Annotated in this window: 18 protein-coding genes; 8 read left to right on the top strand and 10 right to left on the bottom strand. The window is 56.7% G+C overall.

Annotation, left to right across the window (positions count from 1 at the left end; all coding sequences use genetic code 11):
• Window positions 1-75 precede the first annotated feature (75 nt).
• Entirely contained in the window at window positions 76-972 is an 897-nt protein-coding gene (locus tag HX773_RS00195; protein WP_176969972.1) for a LysR family transcriptional regulator, read from the top strand.
• On the opposite strand, the gene HX773_RS00190 is transcribed toward HX773_RS00195, so the two are convergent.
• The 8 genes from HX773_RS00190 to pspF form a co-directional block, all read right to left on the bottom strand.
• Window positions 969-2,090, bottom strand: a complete 1,122-nt coding sequence (locus HX773_RS00190) for an oxidoreductase (RefSeq protein WP_176969971.1) — start codon at window positions 2,088-2,090, stop codon at window positions 969-971. The genes HX773_RS00195 and HX773_RS00190 overlap by 4 nt on opposite strands.
• 198 nt (window positions 2,091-2,288) lie before the next feature.
• Window positions 2,289-3,077, bottom strand: coding sequence for an enoyl-ACP reductase FabI (fabI, locus tag HX773_RS00185; RefSeq protein WP_007892455.1), 789 nt, complete (start codon window positions 3,075-3,077; stop codon window positions 2,289-2,291).
• Window positions 3,078-3,205: 128 nt separating this feature from the next.
• Window positions 3,206-4,009, bottom strand: coding sequence for a putrescine export ABC transporter ATP-binding protein SapF (gene sapF, locus HX773_RS00180; RefSeq protein WP_008106485.1), 804 nt, complete (start codon window positions 4,007-4,009; stop codon window positions 3,206-3,208).
• Window positions 4,010-4,011: 2 nt separating this feature from the next.
• Complete coding sequence (gene sapD / locus HX773_RS00175) at window positions 4,012-5,007, bottom strand: putrescine export ABC transporter ATP-binding protein SapD (RefSeq protein ID WP_176969970.1); 996 nt, start codon at window positions 5,005-5,007, stop codon at window positions 4,012-4,014.
• Window positions 5,007-5,897, bottom strand: coding sequence for a putrescine export ABC transporter permease SapC (gene sapC, locus HX773_RS00170; protein ID WP_101764289.1), 891 nt, complete (start codon window positions 5,895-5,897; stop codon window positions 5,007-5,009). The genes sapD and sapC overlap by 1 nt, the downstream gene beginning before the upstream one ends.
• Window positions 5,884-6,849 (bottom strand): putrescine export ABC transporter permease SapB, encoded by a 966-nt coding sequence (gene sapB / locus HX773_RS00165; protein ID WP_176969969.1) that lies wholly within the window; start codon window positions 6,847-6,849, stop codon window positions 5,884-5,886. The genes sapC and sapB overlap by 14 nt, the downstream gene beginning before the upstream one ends.
• 2 nt (window positions 6,850-6,851) lie before the next feature.
• Entirely contained in the window at window positions 6,852-8,474 is a 1,623-nt protein-coding gene (sapA, locus tag HX773_RS00160) for an ABC transporter substrate-binding protein SapA (RefSeq protein WP_176969968.1), read from the bottom strand.
• 442 nt (window positions 8,475-8,916) lie between these two features.
• Window positions 8,917-9,915, bottom strand: coding sequence for a phage shock protein operon transcriptional activator (pspF, locus tag HX773_RS00155; protein ID WP_176969967.1), 999 nt, complete (start codon window positions 9,913-9,915; stop codon window positions 8,917-8,919).
• Between the two features lie 164 nt (window positions 9,916-10,079).
• On the opposite strand from pspF, the gene pspA reads away from it, so the two are divergent.
• From pspA to tyrR, 7 genes are all read left to right on the top strand, one after another.
• The gene (pspA, locus tag HX773_RS00150; protein WP_176969966.1) at window positions 10,080-10,745 is read left to right on the top strand and encodes a phage shock protein PspA; all 666 of its coding nucleotides are present in this window, start codon (window positions 10,080-10,082) and stop codon (window positions 10,743-10,745) included.
• 60 nt (window positions 10,746-10,805) lie between these two features.
• The gene (gene pspB, locus HX773_RS00145) at window positions 10,806-11,033 is read left to right on the top strand and encodes an envelope stress response membrane protein PspB (RefSeq protein WP_007888081.1); all 228 of its coding nucleotides are present in this window, start codon (window positions 10,806-10,808) and stop codon (window positions 11,031-11,033) included.
• Entirely contained in the window at window positions 11,030-11,377 is a 348-nt protein-coding gene (gene pspC, locus HX773_RS00140; RefSeq protein ID WP_101764292.1) for an envelope stress response membrane protein PspC, read from the top strand. The genes pspB and pspC overlap by 4 nt, the downstream gene beginning before the upstream one ends.
• A 47-nt stretch (window positions 11,378-11,424) precedes the next feature.
• Complete coding sequence (pspD, locus tag HX773_RS00135; protein WP_007888070.1) at window positions 11,425-11,673, top strand: phage shock protein PspD; 249 nt, start codon at window positions 11,425-11,427, stop codon at window positions 11,671-11,673.
• A complete protein-coding gene (locus HX773_RS00130; RefSeq protein WP_176969965.1) occupies window positions 11,654-13,051 on the top strand; it encodes a YcjX family protein in 1,398 nt (465 codons plus the stop codon). Before pspD ends, HX773_RS00130 begins: the two co-directional genes overlap by 20 nt.
• Window positions 13,048-14,121 (top strand): YcjF family protein, encoded by a 1,074-nt coding sequence (locus tag HX773_RS00125; protein ID WP_176969964.1) that lies wholly within the window; start codon window positions 13,048-13,050, stop codon window positions 14,119-14,121. Before HX773_RS00130 ends, HX773_RS00125 begins: the two co-directional genes overlap by 4 nt.
• A gap of 213 nt (window positions 14,122-14,334) precedes the next feature.
• Window positions 14,335-15,900 (top strand): transcriptional regulator TyrR, encoded by a 1,566-nt coding sequence (tyrR, locus tag HX773_RS00120; protein ID WP_176969963.1) that lies wholly within the window; start codon window positions 14,335-14,337, stop codon window positions 15,898-15,900.
• A 135-nt stretch (window positions 15,901-16,035) separates the two neighbouring features.
• Here tyrR and HX773_RS00115 read toward each other — a convergent pair whose 3' ends face one another.
• Together HX773_RS00115 and HX773_RS00110 are read right to left on the bottom strand one after the other, a co-directional pair.
• A complete protein-coding gene (locus HX773_RS00115; RefSeq protein ID WP_176969962.1) occupies window positions 16,036-18,084 on the bottom strand; it encodes a TIM-barrel domain-containing protein in 2,049 nt (682 codons plus the stop codon).
• Window positions 18,081-19,460, bottom strand: a complete 1,380-nt coding sequence (locus HX773_RS00110) for a glycoside-pentoside-hexuronide (GPH):cation symporter (protein ID WP_176969961.1) — start codon at window positions 19,458-19,460, stop codon at window positions 18,081-18,083. The genes HX773_RS00115 and HX773_RS00110 overlap by 4 nt, the downstream gene beginning before the upstream one ends.
• Window positions 19,461-19,660: the final 200 nt, after the last annotated feature.

Below are 19,660 nucleotides of genomic sequence, written 5' to 3'. Positions count from 1 at the left end.
TGACCGCTGCGCGTGGACTCAGCGCAGCGGCAACCGCCATGATACACTGCCGTTTTCCAGCCAATTCTGCTTTCCATGGACATCAAACAATTAATTTACCTGTGTAATCTGGAGCGCGAACGCCACTTTGGCCGTGCAGCAGAAGCCAGCTTTGTCAGCCAGCCGACGCTATCGATGCGTCTGAAAAACCTTGAGCGCGAATTAGGTCTGTCGCTGATCAACCGCAGCAACAATTTCGATGGCTTTACGCCGGAAGGCGAGCGCGTGCTGACCTGGGCGCGGGAAATTGTCTCGGTGTATCAGGGATTGAAGCTGGAAGTGGAGTCGCTCAAGCATGGCGTCAACGGCACCTTGCGGCTTGGCGTTATGCCGCAGTGCAGCGTGGCGCTGCCAGCGTTGTTGAAAGCGGTGGAAGCGCGTTACCCGCAGCTCGACTATCGCGTTGCCGCGATGAGCGCCGATCAGCTGCTGGAAGCGCTCAACAGCCACACCGTGGATGGCGGCATCGGCTTTTTTGAACTGACTTCACTGCGCGAGCTGCATTTCCAAACGGCGTTGCTAAAAGATCCGGGCGTCGAGGCGCTGTTCAATCCGGCGCATTTCCCGGCGCTGCTGGAGCAAGAAATCATTTCGCTCGCCACGCTTGCCAGCCAGCCGCTGTGTCTGGCGGAACCCACGCGCTATTTTCGACGCTATCTTGATGGGCAACTGCGGGAAACCGGCTTGATTCCACGTGTGATTGTTGAGAGCGCGTCGATCATGCAACTGCTGCAAAGTGCGCAGGTTGGCCTCGGCGTGATGGTGTCGCCATGCGGGCATCTGTTGCCGGAGCTGATGCAGAATCTGGCGCGGCGGCCGATTGATATCGCGCCGATGGGCCGGCAGGCGGCATTAGTGATTGCCGAGCCAGGCAGAGCATCGCCGCTGGCTCAGCATTTCTTTGATGAAGCGCGGCGGCATCTACCCGATTAACGGGTTTCGCCAAGCGCCATCAGCAAGCGATCCTGCCAGCTGGCGAAAGCCACCGCTTGCAACAGCGTGAAGATGCGCTCCGTGCCCCAGCCCGCGTTCAGCAGCGGCTGCAGATGCGCAGCGCTGAAGCGGTCGGGCAGGCGAGTGAGCTGGGCGCTGAGTGAAATCACCGGCGATGCTGCGCCAGCGCTTTCGACATCCTGCAGCAGTGCAGCACGCCATTCATCGGTAACAAAATCAAACTGACGTCGACAACCCAGCACGCGCGCGCTAACCGCCTGCGCCAGCGCTTCATCCTCGGCAAAATGTTCACTCAGCCGCTGCTTCAGGGTGGCAAAGCCATACTGCGCTTGCGCATCGTGCACCAGCAGCCAAATAGCATCATCCAAGCCCTCAATGCCTTGACAGAAGGTGACCGCCGCCAGCTGGTCGGCGCTGGCGTAGCGCAGCTCGACCGGTTTCAGCGCGTGCTGCCAACCTTCGCTGCTAGCAAACCGCTCTGCGCTGGCATCCGGCGGCGGAGAAGCGCCCGGAATCCAGCGCACCGGCAAGCCCATCAATGCCTGCAGCGAGGCCACCACGCGCGACTGGTAGCTGACATATCCCACCAGTTGATTCAGCGTGACGATATCAGGCTCGGTTAATCCCACCGCGTCCAGCGCGCTGATGCTGTTGGCGGTGATCAGTTCCGGCTGCATCGCCAGCTGCCGCGCATATTGGGTGATTTGTGTCAGGCGATTGTTGCTTTCGCGTGAAGAGTCCGGGCCGGGCAACGGATTGAGCCGGGCAGAGTAGTGATTGCACAGGCGCTGCACACCGGCGACCTGCGCCACCGTCAGCGCGGTGCTGAGGCGATCGTACAGCGTTAAGGTGTGGGTCAAACTAGTGGCCAGCGTATCGGGGAACAGAATCTGGCTGAGATCGCGCGCGGCCAATAACGCAGGCTGAAAACGCGACAGCAGCGGCTGTAACGCGGTCGCTTCCTGTTGCAAACCGAGTAAGAAACGATCGTCGATATAGGCGGCTTCGGGCACCAGCGGCGCAGTGGCGGTGCTATTCGGGCGAGTCTGGCTTTCATAAAACCAGTGGTCATGGCCGGGAGAACGGCGTTGTTCCATGGTCATTCCTTTCGCTAAAAACGGACTTGCTGCACAGCGTGCGAATCTGAAAAGCAGGCATGCAACAAAGGGCTAGCTTATCGTCGCTGAACGGCTGTCCACGGCAAAAGAATGATGGGGAATAATTAATAGCTTACGAGTATAAGGGGGGAATTTTTTGAAAGAGAGGTCGCCATGAATGGCGACCTTGGGTAAATCTTATTTCAGTTCCAGCTCGTTCATTGCGGCAATGCTGAAGCCGCCATCAACGTGTACCACTTCACCGGTGATACCACCCGCCAGATCAGAGCACAGGAATGCAGCTGAGTTACCCACGTCTTCGATGGTAACGGTACGACGAATCGGGGTAACCGCTTCGCAGTGCGCCAGCATTTTACGGAAATCTTTGATGCCTGAAGCAGCCAGCGTACGGATTGGACCGGCAGAAACGGCGTTAACACGCGTGCCTTCTGGACCCATCGCGTTCGCCATGTAGCGCACGTTAGCTTCCAGAGAGGCTTTCGCCAGACCCATGACGTTGTAGTTCGGGATGGCGCGCTCTGCACCCAGGTAAGACAAGGTCAGCAGGGCGGAATTCGGGTTCAGCATCGCACGGCACTCTTTCGCCATCGCCACAAAGCTGTACGCGCTGATGTCGTGAGCGATTTTGAAGCCTTCACGGGTCACGGCATTCACGTAGTCGCCATCCAGCTGATCGCCAGGTGCGAAACCGATGGAGTGAACGAAACCGTCAAATTTCGGCCAGGTTTTTGCCAGTTCGGTGAACAGCGCAGTGATGCTCTCGTCTTCAGCCACATCGCATGGCAGAACAATGTCTGAACCCAGATCTTTAGCAAACTCTTCCACACGACTTTTCAGTTTGTCGTTCTGGTAGGTGAAAGCCAGTTCTGCGCCCTGTTTGTGCATCGCCTGCGCAATACCGTAGGCGATTGAGAGTTTACTGGCAACGCCAGTAATCAGAATGCGCTTACCGGAAAGAAAACCCATAGCTGTAATCCTTTTGGTCATTGTTGTTGGCGGTCGCGATGGTTGAAAAGTAGGCGACCGACGTTAATCTCGTGCGAAGTCTAGCACGTCTGTATAAATGCGGTAAATCGCACCGCGTTTTCCGCGCCTTAACGCTCGCGGCGCCAGGCTTCGGCGGTTAAGGCTTCACCAAAGTGGCTGGTGATCAGGCGTTTGGTGAGATCGTGCAGCGGCGAGGCCAGGACATCGGCGGTGCCGCCGCGCTCAACCACTTCGCCCTGATGCATCACCAGCACCTGATCGCTAATGTGCTTCATCATGCCGAGATGCTGCGTGACATAAATATAGGCGATGCCGTGCTTCTCCTGCAGTTCCAGCATCAGGTTCACCAGCTGCGAACGCATGGTCATATCCAGCGAGGCAAGCGCTTCATCGGCGACGATCACCTTTGGCTGCAGAATCAGCGCTCTCGCCAGCGCCAGACGCTGCTTCTGGCCCGGCGCCAGCATGTGCGGATAGTATCCGGCGTGGTCGCGCAGCAAGCCGACCTGACGCAGCGTGGCAATAATGCGTTTTTCACGCGCCTCATCATCCAGCTCGGTATTCAGGCGCAGCGGGAAATCGAGAATCTGGCTGATGCGCTGTCGCGGATTAAGCGAGGTTGAGGGATCCTGAAAAATCATGCGAATGCGCTGGCTGCGATAACCATAATCGCCGTACTCCAGCGGATGATCGTCAATCAGCATCTCGCCCTCGCTCGGCTCGACCATGCCGCTGAGCATTTTCGCCAGCGTCGATTTCCCCGAACCGTTTTCACCAATCACCGCCAGCGTCTGTTTCTCACGCAGGGTAAAACTGACGCCTTTCACCGCCTCAACGTGCTGACGGCGGAACAAACCGGTGCGATAGCGGTAGGTTTTACTCAGATTGCGCACTTCCAGCAGAGTTTCCATGCTTACTGGCTCTCCATATTCAGCGGGAAGTGACAGGCGAACAGATGCGCTTTATTGCCGCTCAGGCGCGGCGTCTCGATGCACTTACGTTGCGCATACGGGCAGCGTGGCCCCAGACGACAGCCAATCGGCAGATGTTCCAGCGACGGAATCGCGCCAGAAAGCGTGTTGAGGCGGCTTTTGTGCGGCAGCGCGCTACCGAAATCGGGCATCGCCCGAATCAGCGCCTGCGTGTAAGGATGATGCGGCGTATCCATTAACTCTTCGCTCTGCGCGATCTCCACCGTCTGGCCGCAATACATCACATTGATGCGGTCGGCCCAGTGGCTCATGGTGCGCAGATCGTGGCTGATCAGCAAAATGGTGGTGTTGTTATTCTGATTGAGGCGACTCAGCAGGCGGAAGATTTGCGCCTGCGTGGTCGGCTCCATCGCATTGGTTGGTTCATCGGCAATCAGCAAACGCGGCTGATTGGCCAGCGCGATGGCGATCATCACTTTCTGGCATTCGCCGTCGGTGAGTTCGTACGGAAAACTGCGCATGATGTCTTTATGATCTTTAATGCCGACGCGATGCAGCAGCTCAATAGCGCGCACTTTGCGCCAGAACCACAGGCGTTTGAACCAGCGACCTTTATGCGTCCAGCGCGGAATCGCCTGCATCAGCTGGCGGCCAATGCTTTCTGACGGATCGAGACAGGATTGCGGTTCCTGGAAAATCATCGACACGTTATGGCCGACAATGCGACGGCGTTCGCGCGGTGACAGGCGCAGCAGATCGATATCATCGAACACCATGCGATCGGCGGTGACGCGCCAGTTATCTTTAGTGACGCCGCAAATTGCTTTGGCGATCAGACTTTTGCCTGAACCCGATTCACCCACCAAACCGCGGATTTCGCCTTCGGTTAGCGTCAGGTTGATGCGATCGACCGCCTTGACCGGACCGTCAGCGGTCATGAATTCGATGGTCAGGTTACGGATATCCAGTAGCGGCATTATTCAACTCCCGCTTCTACAGCGCGACGAATGCCGTCGCCCAGCAGGTTAACGATCAACACGCTGACCATCAGCGCCACGCCCGGCAGCATGACCGTCCACGGCGCAACGTAGATCAGCTCCAGCGCGTCACCCAGCATCGCACCCCATTCGGGTGAGGGCAGCTGCGCGCCAAGATCGAGGAAACCGAGTGCGGCGATGTCCAGAATCGCCATCGATAGCGAGCGGGTAAATTCGCTCACCAGCAGCGGCAGCACGTTAGGCAGCACCGCATTCCACAAGATATTCAGATTGCGCGCGCCATCGAGACGCAGCGCCACCACATACTCTTTTTCCATCTCGTCATGCACAGCAGTATAGATCTCGCGCACCAGACGTGGGATCAGCGCGAGAAACACCGCCAGCATCGCGTGTTCCAGGCGCGGGCCGAGAAACGCCACCACGATAATCGCCAGCAGCAGCGAGGGAATCGACAGTAAGGTGTCCAGCACGTGATTCATCACCGCCGAGCGCATGCCGTGCGTGATACCGGCAAACACGCCAAGCACCAGCGCGCAAATTGCCGCCAGCACCGTCACCAGAATCGCCGAGCCGACGGTCGGCGCTACGCCGCTCAAAAGGCGGCTCAGCACATCGCGGCCTAAATCGTCAGTGCCGAGGAAGAAGGAGACATCACCGTAGCGCGACCACGACGGCGGCAGCAGCTGATAACCGAGGAATTGCTGATCGATGCCATACGGCGCCAGCAGGCCGCCAAACAGGCACAGGAACAGCAGCAGGCCAAAGCCGTACAGACCGACCATGCCGCTGGTATCGCGATACAAACGCTGCCAGCTGCGACGCAGCGTGCTGGGCAGCCGCTTCTCGTCGTAGACATTATCTAAGGGCATACCATTCCTTATGTTTCAGCGGGTTAAGTGCCGCACCCAGAATGTCGGATAACACGCTGACCAGAATCACCAGACCGCCCACCACCATCACGCCAGCGGAAATCGCCGCGTAATCCTGCTGGCGAATCGCGTTAATCAGCCAGCGGCCGAGGCCCGGCCAGTTGAACACCACTTCGGTAATCATCGCCAGCGTCAGCATGGTGGAAAATTGCAGGCCAAGACGCGGAATCACCGGCGGCAGCGCATTGTGCAGCACGTGGCGGCGGATCACCGTGAAGCGCGACAGCCCGCGTGTGGCGGCGGCTTTGACGTAGTTCTTATCCATTACATCGCTGGTGCTGCTGCGCAGTAAGCGGATCATCTCGGTGGCGGGCGCAACCGCCAAAACCACCACCGGCAGAATCATGTGCGTTAAGGCGCTGACCAGCATTTCATGACGCCACGGCGACGGGCTCAGCCAGGCATCAATCAGCGCAAAACCGGTAATGTTTTGCACCGGATAGAGCAGGTCGAAACGTCCGGACACCGGCAACCAGCCGAGCGTTAGCGAGAAGAACAGCGTAAACAGCAGCGCCAGCCAGAATACCGGCATTGAGAAGCCGAGCAGCGCCAGCGCGCTGATGGCTTTATCCTGCCATTTTTTGCGCATCACACCGGCGCAAATTCCCAGCGGAATGCCCACCAGCAGCGCCAGAATAAACGCCATCACGCACAGCTCCAGCGTGGCCGGAAACACTTCGCGCAGCTGAAGATCAATCGGCTGGCCGTTGGTGCTGGAGACGCCAAAATCAAACTGCAGCAAGCCCTTAAACCAGAACCACCACGCATCAAACAGCGACGCACCTTCAAGCGGGGCGTTTGGCGTGAAGTAGCTCAGACTGAAGCTCACCAGCGACAGCAAAAACAGGGTGATCAGCAGCAGCACCACGCGACGCAGAATATAGATAATCATGCTTACTCCTCGCTGCTCTCATCGCGGTAAACGCCGGCGAACGAAGCGTTACCAAACGGGCTCAACACCAGGCCTTTGATGTCATGCCGATAGGCTTGCAAACGCAGCGACGACGCCAGCGGCAGCACCGGCAACTCCTGCGCCAAAATCTGCTGCGCCTTGTCGTAGCTATCAATGCGCGCCGACAGCTGTTGTGACAACAGCGCGTGCTGCAACGATTCATCAAAGGCGGGCGAGCACCAGTGTGCGTAGTTGGTCTGCGAACGGATCGCCGCGCAGCTTAACAGCGGACGGAAGAAACTGTCGGGATCGTTACTGTCGGTTGCCCAGCCGGTGAGCGTGAGATCGTGATTCATCTCCATCAACTGCGCTTCCTGGAAGCGACCTTCCACCGGCGCGATGGTGACGCGCACGCCAACCTGAGCCAAATCCGCTTGCAATAATTCGGCGGTTTTCAGCGGGCTGGGATTCCACGACTGCGAGGAAGAGGGCACCACTAAACGTAAATGCAGATTTTCCAGCCCCAGCGCTTTCAACTCTTCACGCGCTTTGGCCGGATTGTATTCGGTGACGCGCGCATCGTTGTCATAAGCCCAGGACGCACGCGGCAAAATGGAGGCGGCAGTTTCGGCGGTGCCGTAATAGATCGACTCCATCAGACGTTCATTGTTGATCGCCAGCGCCAGTGCGTGACGCACTTCCGGGCGATCCAGCGGCGGCTTGCGGGTGTTAAACGCCAGATAGGCGATGTTCATGCCCGGACGCAGCGTCATGCGCAGACGCGGATCGTCGCGCAAAATGCTCAACTGGCTGGCGGCGGGATAGGCCAGCACATCGCATTCGCCGGTCAGCAGTTTGGACAACCTTCCGGTGCCGCCGACGCCCAAATCAATCACTACCTGCTGCAAACGTGGCACGCCTTTCCAGTACTGCGGATTACGCGCCAGGCGCAGATATTGTCCGGTGCGGTATTCGCTCAGCTGGAACGGGCCGGTGCCGACCGGTTCACGGTCCAGCTGTTCCTGCTGACCTTTGGCGCTGAGATTATTGGCGTATTCATGCGACAGAATCGGCGCGTAATGCGTCGCGATATGCCACAGGAATGAGGCGTCCGGGCTGTTGAGGCGGATTTCAACCGTATCACTATCCAGCTTTTTCACGCTCTGCACGGAATCGGCAAACTGCAGGCTATCAAAATAGGGATAGCTGCCGCCGTTGACGTTGTGCCACGGATGCTTGCGATCAAACATGCGTGCAAAGCTGAACACCACATCATCGGCGTTCATTTTACGCGTCGGTTTAAACCAGTTGGTGTGCTGGAAGGCGACATCTTTACGCAGGTGGAAACGGTAGGTTGCGCCGTTATCACGCACTTCCCAGCTCTGGGCGAGGTCGGGAATCAGCCGATAAGTATAAGGATCCACATCCAGCAGCCGGTCATACAGCTGCGCCGCCAGCGTATCGACGACTAAGCCGCTGCTGACCATTTGTGGATTGAAGGTATTAACCGTGCCGTTAACGCAATAGACAAAACCGCTGTTGCGGATGTTGTCCGTTGGCGCGGCCCACGCTGACGCGCTCATCATGCTGAGACCCAGCAGCAGAGAGGGGAATAATTTTGGCATAGAACTCAACGATTCTGAGGCAATAGCGTGAGTGTATCTTAAACGTCACGTACTCCCCAAATTCGCGACGCTTCTGCTGTGTATTTCGCCGAATTGGCGATGGGGTAATCACAATCTCTGTGTGGAGATGAGAAAAATTCTCAATTAGGGGTTTACAGATGATAATAAGAATGATTATTATTCTTCTGCGCTTCGACGGTGGCTCTACCGAAGAAGAGCACGACATTGCTCACATTGCTTCCAGTATCTTGCCCGTGTTAATCACGGGCTTTTTTTCGTCCTGGTTTGCACTGCTGCTGCGTTGGCTGCGCACGTTAACCCTAGTCACATACTAATGTATGCTCCCAGGGATTAACGCACTTGCCGCCTTGCATCAGCACCAACCAGTTAGAAAAACTCCTCTGCGTATGGAATCGTAAGGTCGCTATTTATGGCGACCTGGCTAATCCTCGTCGCGCGCCTGAATCCCGTGCTTCTTCATCATCGCCCGCAACTGATGGTACGTCACACGCAACAACTCGGCGGCGCGGCGCTGGTTGTATTTGGCCTGCTGCAAACTCGCTTCAACCAGCTCGCGTTCCTGCTGATTTTGCCACTGACGTAAATCCAGCGGCAGGGAAGGCAAAGCAGATGAGGCCGGTTCGGCTGTGACGTCGGCGGGCGGCGTGCGGGGTGCGAACGGGTTGATGATGATGTTATCCAGCTCATCGTCGGCGCTGTGATGGCGATAAACCGAACGCTCGACCACGTTCTTCAGTTCACGCACGTTGCCGGGCCAGCTGTGATTCAGCAACGTTAGCTGGGCGCGATCGCTGAAACCAGGGAACAGCGGCAAGCCCAGTTCGCGGCACATCTGAATGGCGAAATGGTTGGCCATCACCAAAATGTCACTGCGACGTTCTCGCAGCGGCGGCAGTTGCACCACATCAAAGGCGAGGCGATCGAGCAGGTCGGCGCGGAATTTCCCGGCGGCGGCAAGCGCCGGCAGATCTTCATTGGTCGCGCACACCAAACGTACATTTACCTGCAACGATTGATTGCCGCCAACGCGCTCCAACTGGCCATATTCAATCACGCGCAGCAATTTCTCCTGCACCAGCATCGGAGCGGTCGCAAGTTCATCAAGAAACAGCGTGCCGCCATCGGCGCGTTCGAAGCGTCCCAGATGGCGTTTTTGCGCCCCGGTAAACGCGCCGGCTTCATGGCCGAACAGTTCGGAATCGAGCAGGTTTTCATTTAGCGCGGCGCAGTTCAGCGAAACAAACGGCCCTTCCCAGCGGTTTGACAGATAATGCAGGCGGCTGGCAATAAGCTCTTTGCCAGTGCCGCGCTCGCCAATCACCAGCACCGGTTTTTCCAGCGGCGCTAAGCGTGAAACCTGCTCTAATACTTCCAGAAAGTTATTCGATTCGCCCAAAAGGTTGTCTGAACTGTTCGACATGATGAAATTCGCCACTGATTAATCAATTTCACTACCTTAAGGGATGTTCTGGCGGATGTAAAATAAACAAATGGCGCAAAATCAACAAATTAAAAGTTGGCACGCGAATTGTATTAGTGAAGAGCGCCTCGCGCACCTACACACAAAATTTGAGGAACATCATTATGGGTATTTTTTCTCGTTTCGCCGACATCGTAAACGCTAACATCAACTCTCTGCTGGAGCGCGCCGAAGATCCGCAGAAACTGGTACGCCTGATGATTCAGGAAATGGAAGACACGCTGGTAGAAGTCCGTTCAACCTCAGCCCGCGCGCTGGCCGAAAAGAAACAGCTGCTGCGCCGTATTGAGCAGGCTGACATTCAGCAGGCCGAATGGCAGGAAAAAGCGGAGCTGGCAATCAACAAAGGTAAAGAAGATCTGGCGCGTGCTGCGTTAATTGAGAAGCAGAAGCTGACCGATTTAATTGCTGCACTGCAGCAGGAATCGACCCAGGTTGAAGAGACACTGGAGCGCATGAAAGGCGAGATTGGTGAGCTGGAGAAAAAACTCACTGAAACCCGTGCGCGTCAGCAGGCGTTAACGCTGCGTCATCAGGCGGCATCGTCATCACGTGATGTGCGTCGTCAGCTCGACAGCGGCAAGATTGATGATGCGATGGCACGTTTCGAATCCTTTGAACGTCGCATCGATCACATGGAAGCGGAAGCAGAAAGCCAGCGTTTTGGTAAACCAAAAGGTCTGGATCAGGAGTTCGCCGAGCTGAAAGCCGATGATGAAATCAGCCAGCAGCTGGCCGCGCTGAAAGCCAAAATGAATCGCCCTGAGTGATCGCCACGGGCCTGATTGCGGGCCCGAGTTAAAAATGGTGTTAGTGATTAAGGAGAGTCAATGAGCGCACTTTTTTTAGCCATACCCCTAACGATTTTCGTGCTGTTTGTCGCACCAATTTGGTTATGGCTGCATTACAGCAACAAACGCAACGGCGGCGCCGATTTATCGTCGAGTGACCTCCAGCGTTTGCAACAAATTACCCAGGATGCGCGCCGCATGCGTGAGCGTGTTGAAGCACTGGAAGCCATTTTGGATGCCGAACATCCAAACTGGAGGCAACCATGATGAATGGCCGTAAACTGTGGCGCATTCCGCAGCAGGGCAAAGTACGCGGCGTCTGCGCCGGTATCGCCGAGTACCTCGATATTCCGGTGCGCTTGCTGCGTGTGATTGTGGTGCTGTCGCTGTTCCTTGGGCTGTTTATGTTCACCATCGTCGCCTATTTTATTCTGGGCTTTGTGCTGGACGAGAAACCCGTTGATGCGACATCTGAGCGGGCACCCAGCGCACGTGAACTACTCGATGAGCTGGAAACAACGCTGCAAAGTGATGAGCGAAAAGTGCGTGAAGTTGAACGCTACGTCACTTCAGAAACGTTCAGCGTGCGCAGCCGTTTCCGCCAGATCTAAATTCCCGGGCTTTCGGGCCCATTTCTTCTATTGTGATAAGAGGCTCTATGCAAACTCAACGTTTTACTGCTCTGCGCCGTCGCGCGACACCTGCGTTGATGTCGGCGGGGAAATTTATCATCATTAGTGCAGTAACTTACGGGCCCGGCGGTATCGCTGGCTGGGCGGTGAAATCGGTGGCGCGCCGTCCGCTGCGCCTGTTGCTGGCGGCCGCCCTGGAACCGTTGCTGAGCAAAGCGTTTAAACGCTTATCGGCACGTTTCATCAGGGAGAACGATGAAAAGACTGCAAAATGAATTTGTGGCGTTGATGAACCGCGGTGTTGACCGCCATCTGCGCCTGGCTGTAACCGGGTTGAGCCGTAGCGGCAAAACCGCGTTTATCACTTCGCTGGTTAACCAGCTTCTCAATGTTCACAGCGGCGCACGTTTGCCGCTGTTTTCCGTGGTGCGCGAAGATCGCCTGCTGGGCGTCAAGCGTGTACCGCAGCGTGAACTCGGCACGCCGCGTTTCACCTATGACGAAGGTCTGGCGCAGCTGTACGGCACGCCGCCGATGTGGCCGACGCCGACGCGTGGTGTGAGCGAAATGCGTCTGGCGCTGCGCTATCGTCCGGATGAATCGCTACTGCGCCATTTCAAAGATACTGCCACGCTCTACCTCGAAATTGTCGATTATCCCGGCGAATGGCTATTGGATCTGCCGATGCTGGCGCAGGATTATCTCAGCTGGTCACGCCAGATGGTGGGCTTGCTGCAGGGCGATCGCGCGGGCTGGTCAGCGCAATGGCGCAGCTTGTGCGCCGATATCGATCCTTTTGCGCCCGCCGATGAAAATCGTCTGGCAGCGATTGCCGCAGCCTGGACCGATTATCTGCATCAATGCAAAAGCGAAGGCTTGCACTTTATCCAGCCGGGCCGCTTTGTATTGCCGGGCGATATGGCCGGCGCGCCGGCGCTGCAGTTCTTCCCGTGGCCGCAGGTCGACGAGATGCAGGTGAGTAAGCTGGCGCAAGCGCCTGCGGGCAGCAACTTCGCCATGCTGCAGCAGCGTTTCAACTATTACTGCCAGCACGTGGTGAAAGGATTCTATAAAAATCATTTCCTGCGCTTCGATCGCCAAATCGTGCTGGTCGATTGCCTGCAACCGCTTAACAGCGGGCCGCAAGCGTTCAACGATATGCGCCTCGCCTTAACGCAACTGATGCAGAGTTTTCATTACGGTCAGCGCACGCTGTTCCGCCGCCTGTTCTCACCAGTCATCGATAAGCTGCTGTTTGCCGCCACCAAGGCCGATCATGTGACTTCGGATCAGCACGCCAATATGGTGTCGCTGTTGCAGCAACTGGTGCAGGACGCGTGGCAGAACGCGGCGTTTGAAGGCATCAATATGGATTGCCTTGGTCTGGCCTCGGTGCAGGCCACGGAAAGCGGGCTGGTTGATCATCGTGGCGAGAAGTTACCGGCGTTGCGCGGTCGTCGTTTAGCCGATAATGAAGCGCTGACGTTCTATCCCGGCGAAGTGCCGCCGCGCTTGCCGGGCCACAATTTCTGGCAGCAGCAGGGATTTCAGTTTGAACAGTTCCGGCCGCAGCAGCTGGATGTCGATCGCCCGCTGCCGCACATTCGCATGGATGCCGCACTGGAATTTTTACTGGGAGATAAATTGCGATGAGCGACGAAACACCTTTAAAAGGACGCATAGATTTTGCCCGTCCGCTGACGGTGGAAGCGGAAAAACCGCTGCGCGCCGCCCAAACGTTTAGCGCGGACAGCGAAAAAGCCTTTCTCGCCACGGCAGAAGCCGAGCCGCTGGAAGAGGGCGAAGGCGAAAAAGTGGTGGAAGCCGCGCTACGGCCGAAGCGCAGCCTGTGGCGCAAAATGGTGGGCGTTGGCCTCGCTATTTTCGGCGTCAGCGTGGTGGCGCAGGGCGCGCAAACGCTGCACGATGCGTGGATGGTGCGCGACTGGTTTACCCTCGGCACCGGCATGGCGGGCACACTGATTGTCGCCGCGGGTGCGGGCGCGCTGATTAGCGAATGGCGGCGTTTATATCGTCTGCGACAGCGGGCCGAAGAGCGCGATATTGGCCGCGAGCTGCTGCACAGTCACGGCGTCGGCAAAGGTCGCGCGTTCTGTGAAAAACTGGCGCAACAGGCGCAACTCGATCAGGCGCATCCTGCACTGCAGCGCTGGCATGCGGCGCTGCATGAAACCCACAACGATCGTGAAATCGTCACCTTATACGCCCAACTGGTGCAGCCGGTGCTGGATCGTCAGGCGCGCCGGGAAATTAGCCGTCACGCCGCCGAGTCGACGCTGATGATCGCCGTCAGCCCGCTGGCTTTGGTTGACATGGCGTTTATCGCCTGGCGCAATCTGCGCTTGGTGAACCGCATCGCGGCGATTTATGGCATTGAGCTGGGCTACTTTAGCCGCATCCGCCTGTTCCGCTTAGTGCTGCTCAATATGGCGTTTGCGGGTGCGTCCGAACTGGTGCGCGAAGTCGGGATGGATTGGATGTCACAGGATCTTGCCGCGCGGCTGTCAACCCGCGCTGCGCAAGGAATCGGTGCCGGTTTGCTCACCGCACGCCTCGGCATTAAAGCGATGGAGCTGTGTCGCCCATTACCGTGGCTGGAAGATGATAAGCCGCGTCTGGGGGATTTCCGTCGCGAGTTAATTGGTCAGCTGAAAGAATCCCTGGTAAAAAGTGGGGATAAAGCAGGGCAGGCTGCTAAATAATCAGCACTTGCTTACCTTTCACGCTGCAACTGGCGTGAAAGGTGAAATTATCTGTGTTACCGCGCATATTCGGCGGGATTTTTGTTGGTCGCTCCGCTACACTTCCCTTTATCACCTGCCTCTGGCTGTCAACTTTTCCTGACAGGCCTCTTCTGAGGCGCTGCAAGTTAGCGTATTATCACTAAAATCAAAACCTGACTAAGGCTCATCGCAATGCGTTTGGAAGTTTTCTGCCAGGACCGAATCGGTCTGGCGCGCGAGTTGCTCGACCTGCTGGTTGCCCGCAATATCGACCTGCGCGGCATCGAAATTGCGCCACTCGGTCGCATTTATCTCAATTTTACCGCGCTGGAGTTTGAACCCTTCAGCAATCTGATGGCGGAAATTCGCCGTACACCTGGCGTGACAGATGTGCGTACCGTTTCGTTTATGCCCTCCGAACGCGAGCATCGCGCATTGAGCGCGCTGCTGGTGGCGATGCCAGAACCGGTGATATCCATCGATCTGAAATGTAAAGTCGAGCTGGCCAATCCGGCGGCACAAAATCTATTTACCCTTGATGAACAGAAGCTGCGCAATCAAAACGTTGGCACCTTAATCACCGGCTTCAATTTCCAGCGCTGGCTGGAGAATGAACGCGTTGACGCACAGGCGCAGCATGTGGTGATTCAGGGGCGCGATTTCCTGATGGAAGCGCGGCCGATTTATCTGGCAGAAGAAGAGGGCCAGAGCGATCTGCCTGTCGGCGCGATGATCACCCTGAAATCAACCGCGCGTATGGGCCGACAGCTGCAGAATCTTACCGTTACTGATGAATCGGAGTTCGATCACATCGTGGCGGTTACGCCCAAAATGCGTCAGGTGATCGATCAGGCGCGCAAACTGGCGATGCACGATGCGCCGCTGTTGATCGTGGGCGATACTGGCACCGGCAAAGATATGCTGGCGCGCGCCTGTCATTTGCGTAGCGCACGCGGCAAAAAACCGTTCCTTGCGCTGAACTGTGCCTCATTGCCGGATGATGTGGCCGAGAGCGAGCTGTTTGGTCACGCCGCCGGTGCTTATCCCAATGCGCTGGAAGGCAAAAAAGGCTTCTTCGAGCAGGCTAACGGCGGTTCGGTATTGCTGGATGAGATTGGCGAAATGTCGCCACGCATGCAGACCAAACTATTGCGTTTCCTCAACGACGGCACGTTCCGCCGCGTGGGCGAAGAGCATGAAGTGCACGTTGATGTGCGCGTGATTTGCGCCACGCAGAAGAATTTGATTGAGCTGGTGCAACGCGGTGAGTTCCGTGAAGATCTGTTTTATCGCCTGAATGTGCTGACGCTCAATCTGCCGCCGCTGCGCGAACGTCCACTGGATATTCTGCCGCTCACCGAAATGTTTGTCGCGCGTTTCGCCGATGAACAAGGCTTGCCGCGTCCGCGCCTCTCATCGCAACTGACACCATTCCTGACGCGTTATAACTGGCCGGGTAACGTACGCCAGTTGAAGAATGCGCTGTACCGCGCGCTAACGCAGCTGGAAGGTTACGAGCTGGGGCCACAAGATATTGTGTTGCCAGAGCAGGCGCTGGATGTGTCATTGGGCGAAGAGGCGATGGAAGGTTCGCTGGACGACATTACCAGCCGTTTCGAACGTTCGGTGCTGACGCGTCTCTATCTCTCTTATCCCAGCACGCGCAAACTGGCCAAACGCCTCGGCGTCTCGCATACCGCGATTGCCAATAAGCTGCGTGAATATGGTTTAGGGCAGAAGCGTAACGAGAGCGAGTAGTAGATCGCGTACATCTCGCAACGTCGTTCCGCCTGTAGGGTCGCCATGCATGGCGACCTGGTCCGCAAACGTGCATCTACACTTGCAAGCAGATGTCTTGTCATTGGTCGCCATGAATGGCGACCCTACGGTTATTTAGCTGGTTTTTTCGTCGGGTGCGCGAATATTTACCTGACTTCCTTCTCTCATAAACACCGGAATTTCGCTCAGTGGCGCGGCGACACTGATGCGTTGGCCGCCTTGATAGCACTCGCCATTGCGGGCAATCCATTGCTCGCCAGCAGGTAACCACACTTCACGTTCACGCTGGCCAGCGTGCAGCACCGGCGCGACCAGAAGGTCGCGCCCCAGCAGATACTGATCTTCCACTTGCCAGCTCTCTGGCTGCTGTGGGTAGTGATAGAACAGCGGGCGCATCACCGGATCACCGAGCTCATGCGCTTCGCGCATCAGGCCATCAATATAGGGGCGAATCTGCTCACGTTGCAGCAGGCAGCTTTTCATCAGCGCGTAATTCTCCTCACCGTAACTCCACACCTCATTGGGTGAGCCGCTGTTGCACTGCGCAATGCCGTCGCGCCAGGCTTCGTCAGGTGCAATCTGTGGTTCGCGGTAGCCATGCAAACGCATCACCGGACAGAATATCGCCCACTGGAACCAACGGATCAACAGTTCATGAAACGCCGGATCATGAATGTTCCCGCCCTGAAAACCACCGATGTCGGTGGTCCACCACGGAATACCCGCCATCGCCATATTCAGCCCGGCAGTGAACTGATTACGTAAGGCATGGAACGAAGAGTGAACGTCGCCCGACCAGGCAAGCACGCCATAACGCTGACTGCCCGCCCAGGCGCAGCGCACCAGATTGACGATCTCGCTCTCGCCCTGTTGTTGCAGACCTTCATAAAATCCGCGGGCAAACAGCTGCGGATAGATATTGCCCACTTCCTGTACCGGACCGAGATGATAGCGATAGTTATCAAAATCGTAGGCGCGGTACTCCGGCTCTGCTTCGTCGAGCCAGAAGGTGCGGATGCCGTGGTCATAATAGTTGCGCTTAACTTCCTGCCAGACGAACTCGCGTGCGGCGGGATGCGTGGCGTCAAAAAAGGTGGTGTTGCCCATAAAATCGAGATTCACGGAAACGCCGCGCTCGCTGTTAACCAGCAAGCCTTTGGATTTCATCAGACGATAGTTATCACTGCGGCTATCCACCGTGGGCCACACCGACACCATGGTTTCGATGCCCATCTCTTTTAGCTCCTGCACCATGGCACGCGGATCAGGCCAGTCGCGCGCATCGAAACACCAGGTTCCCTGATTTGGCCAGTGGAAAAAGTCGATGACGATCACCGAGAGCGGCAGCTGCAGGCGGCGATATTCGCGCGCGACTTCCAGCACTTCCTGCTGAGTGCGATAGCGCAGTTTGCATTGCCAGAAACCGGTAGCGAAGCTGGGCATCATCGGCGCAGTGCCTGTAGCGCGGCCATACTGACGCACGATCTCAGCGGGTGTGTCGCCTGCGGTGATCCAGTAATCCATCTGATCGGTTACTTCGGCTTGCCAGCGCGTGCCGTTTTTACCAAAGGTCACTTCGCCGATGGCCGGGTTGTGCCATAGCAAGCCGTAGCCGAGATTAGATACCATAAACGGCACGCTGGCCTGCGAGTTACGCTGCGCCAGCTCCAGCGTGCAGCCTTTTAGATCGAGGCAATCCTGCTGATACTGGCCCATGCCATAGATTTTCTCTTCGGCACGCGCTTCAAAGCGCACGCTAAGCTGATATTTCCCGCCCGGAATCGGTCGAAAGGCGCGCGCATCCAGCTTTAGGGCGCTGATATATTTGTCCTGACTCTTTTCGCTGGCACCGATGCCCACGGTGCTACGCTGACGCCAGAACTCCTCCAGCAGCAATTCGCCGTGCTGATTATAGAAAGCCAGCTGGCCGCGAATATTCAGCGTGGCGGTGATATTGCCGTTACGCAGGCTGAGAGATTCATGCTCGCGCTGGATCTTCACCTCGCAAGCCGCAGGCGATAACAATGCCCAGTCATGGTCGATCAGTTCGGGCTGACAGGTGGCTCGTACTCGCAGGCTATGCGCGCCCCAGGGTTCGATAACCAGCGTCTGACGGTCAAATGTCCAGATAATACGCTGGGATTCGGCGCGTAATTCACTCATGACAACTCCTGTGGTTGTAAAAGGGTGGAAGCAGTTGCAGCCGGTTGGGCTGACACTTTGTGCTGATTGATGGTGCGCATGGTGGCATCGTTGAGTTTGTAGCCGCGCATCGCCAGCGCGCTTAACAGCGACAGCAGGCCGGGAACCACCGAAAACAGCGCCACGATGGCCATCATGGCGGCGGGTTGCTGATGCGGTGCCTGAGCAACGTAACCGCTCAGGCCAAGCGTCCAGCCGACAATCGCGCCGCTGATGGCCATGCCCATTTTCAGTACGGCGAGCAGAGTGGAGAAGACGGTGCCATCGAGGCGCTTGCCCTGACGATATTCACCGTAATCCACCACATCGGCCATCATCACCCACATCAGCGTGGTGGTGACCTGATAGAAGCTGGAGACGATGAATGTCATGCCGACCAACAGCGCCAGCGAGCCGGGCAGAAACACGATGCTGATGCTCAACACGCCAGCAGTGATGGCGCTGAGCGTAAAGGCGGTGATTTTGTTCAGGCGGCGCGTCAGCAGTTTTGCCAGCACGCTACCAACGCTTTTGCCAACAATGTGCGCGGCCAGCAGCCACATGAAGAGGCTGGCATCACCCAGGAAATAGGTGACGTAATACATCATCGCGCCAAGCCGCACCACGCCGAACGAGATATTGCAGAACACCAGCAGCGCGACCACGCGCCACTGATCGTTACGCAGCAAATCGCGCAGATCGGCGAGAAAGTTGCCGTGGTTAGCGGGAGCATTGATACGTTCGCGGGTATTGAGGAAGCAGATAAAAAACAGCAGGGTTGCCAGCGTGGCCATAATCGACATTGCCGCGAAGTAACCATCCAGTTTGTTACCGCCGCCCAGCCAGGTGGCGAGCGGGATCATCAGGAAAGTGGACATCGCGCCGCCTAGCGTGGCGAGAAAGAAGCGCCATGATTGCAGGGAAATGCGCTGATTATCATCGGCGGTGATAATCGCCCCCATCGAGCAGTAAGGAATATTGATGGCGGTGTACATCAGCATCATCAAGCTGTAGGTCACGGCGGCGTAAATCATCTTGCCAGTCAGCGACAGGCTTTCCGGCACCGCATAAATCAACATACAACTGACGCCGAACGGTACCGCCAGCATCAATAGCCAGGGACGGAATTTGCCCCAGCGTGAACGGGTTCGGTCCGCCACCATCCCCATTGCAGGATCGATCACCGCATCGGCGACGCGCGCCAGTAAAAACAGCGTGCCGACAAAGATCGCGGGCAAACCCACCACATCGGTGTAGTAAAAGGTGAGAAAAATAATGACGTTATCGATGGCGATATGGCTGGCCATATCACCGAGGCCGTAACTGAACTTTTCTTTAATGGATAAGCTTGCTTGCATAAACATTCCCGCCTGTCTTTGAATCGCTTAAGGACCATTGACGGTTAGTTATAGGTAGCGAAGCAGCGAGGAACAATTGCGGGATTTGTTACGGGTTTTATGTTTTTTAATTAATGTGATACGGGTAACAAGAATCACAGTAAAAATGCATCAGGGCGGGATGAACTGCTAGGTATCACGATAAATCAACAGGTTGAAAA

The sequence above is a fragment of the Pantoea sp. B9002 genome (assembly GCF_013385945.1).
Classification (GTDB): domain Bacteria; phylum Pseudomonadota; class Gammaproteobacteria; order Enterobacterales; family Enterobacteriaceae; genus Pantoea.
The sequence above is the reverse complement of the archived record's forward strand: the minus strand, read 5'-3'. Positions and strand labels throughout refer to the sequence as shown.

Excerpts from the sequence above, each read along its gene's own strand:
- HX773_RS00195 (WP_176969972.1), top strand. The coding sequence starts at position 76 with ATGGACATCAAACAATTAATTTACCTGTGTAATCTGGAGCGCGAACGC.
- HX773_RS00190 (WP_176969971.1), bottom strand. The coding sequence starts at position 2,090 with ATGGAACAACGCCGTTCTCCCGGCCATGACCACTGGTTTTATGAAAGC.
- fabI (WP_007892455.1), bottom strand. The coding sequence starts at position 3,077 with ATGGGTTTTCTTTCCGGTAAGCGCATTCTGATTACTGGCGTTGCCAGT.
- sapF (WP_008106485.1), bottom strand. The coding sequence starts at position 4,009 with ATGGAAACTCTGCTGGAAGTGCGCAATCTGAGTAAAACCTACCGCTAT.
- sapD (WP_176969970.1), bottom strand. The coding sequence starts at position 5,007 with ATGCCGCTACTGGATATCCGTAACCTGACCATCGAATTCATGACCGCT.
- sapC (WP_101764289.1), bottom strand. The coding sequence starts at position 5,897 with ATGCCCTTAGATAATGTCTACGACGAGAAGCGGCTGCCCAGCACGCTG.
- sapB (WP_176969969.1), bottom strand. The coding sequence starts at position 6,849 with ATGATTATCTATATTCTGCGTCGCGTGGTGCTGCTGCTGATCACCCTG.
- sapA (WP_176969968.1), bottom strand. The coding sequence starts at position 8,474 with ATGCCAAAATTATTCCCCTCTCTGCTGCTGGGTCTCAGCATGATGAGC.
- pspF (WP_176969967.1), bottom strand. The coding sequence starts at position 9,915 with ATGTCGAACAGTTCAGACAACCTTTTGGGCGAATCGAATAACTTTCTG.
- pspA (WP_176969966.1), top strand. The coding sequence starts at position 10,080 with ATGGGTATTTTTTCTCGTTTCGCCGACATCGTAAACGCTAACATCAAC.
- pspB (WP_007888081.1), top strand. The coding sequence starts at position 10,806 with ATGAGCGCACTTTTTTTAGCCATACCCCTAACGATTTTCGTGCTGTTT.
- pspC (WP_101764292.1), top strand. The coding sequence starts at position 11,030 with ATGATGAATGGCCGTAAACTGTGGCGCATTCCGCAGCAGGGCAAAGTA.
- pspD (WP_007888070.1), top strand. The coding sequence starts at position 11,425 with ATGCAAACTCAACGTTTTACTGCTCTGCGCCGTCGCGCGACACCTGCG.
- HX773_RS00130 (WP_176969965.1), top strand. The coding sequence starts at position 11,654 with ATGAAAAGACTGCAAAATGAATTTGTGGCGTTGATGAACCGCGGTGTT.
- HX773_RS00125 (WP_176969964.1), top strand. The coding sequence starts at position 13,048 with ATGAGCGACGAAACACCTTTAAAAGGACGCATAGATTTTGCCCGTCCG.
- tyrR (WP_176969963.1), top strand. The coding sequence starts at position 14,335 with ATGCGTTTGGAAGTTTTCTGCCAGGACCGAATCGGTCTGGCGCGCGAG.
- HX773_RS00115 (WP_176969962.1), bottom strand. The coding sequence starts at position 18,084 with ATGAGTGAATTACGCGCCGAATCCCAGCGTATTATCTGGACATTTGAC.
- HX773_RS00110 (WP_176969961.1), bottom strand. The coding sequence starts at position 19,460 with ATGCAAGCAAGCTTATCCATTAAAGAAAAGTTCAGTTACGGCCTCGGT.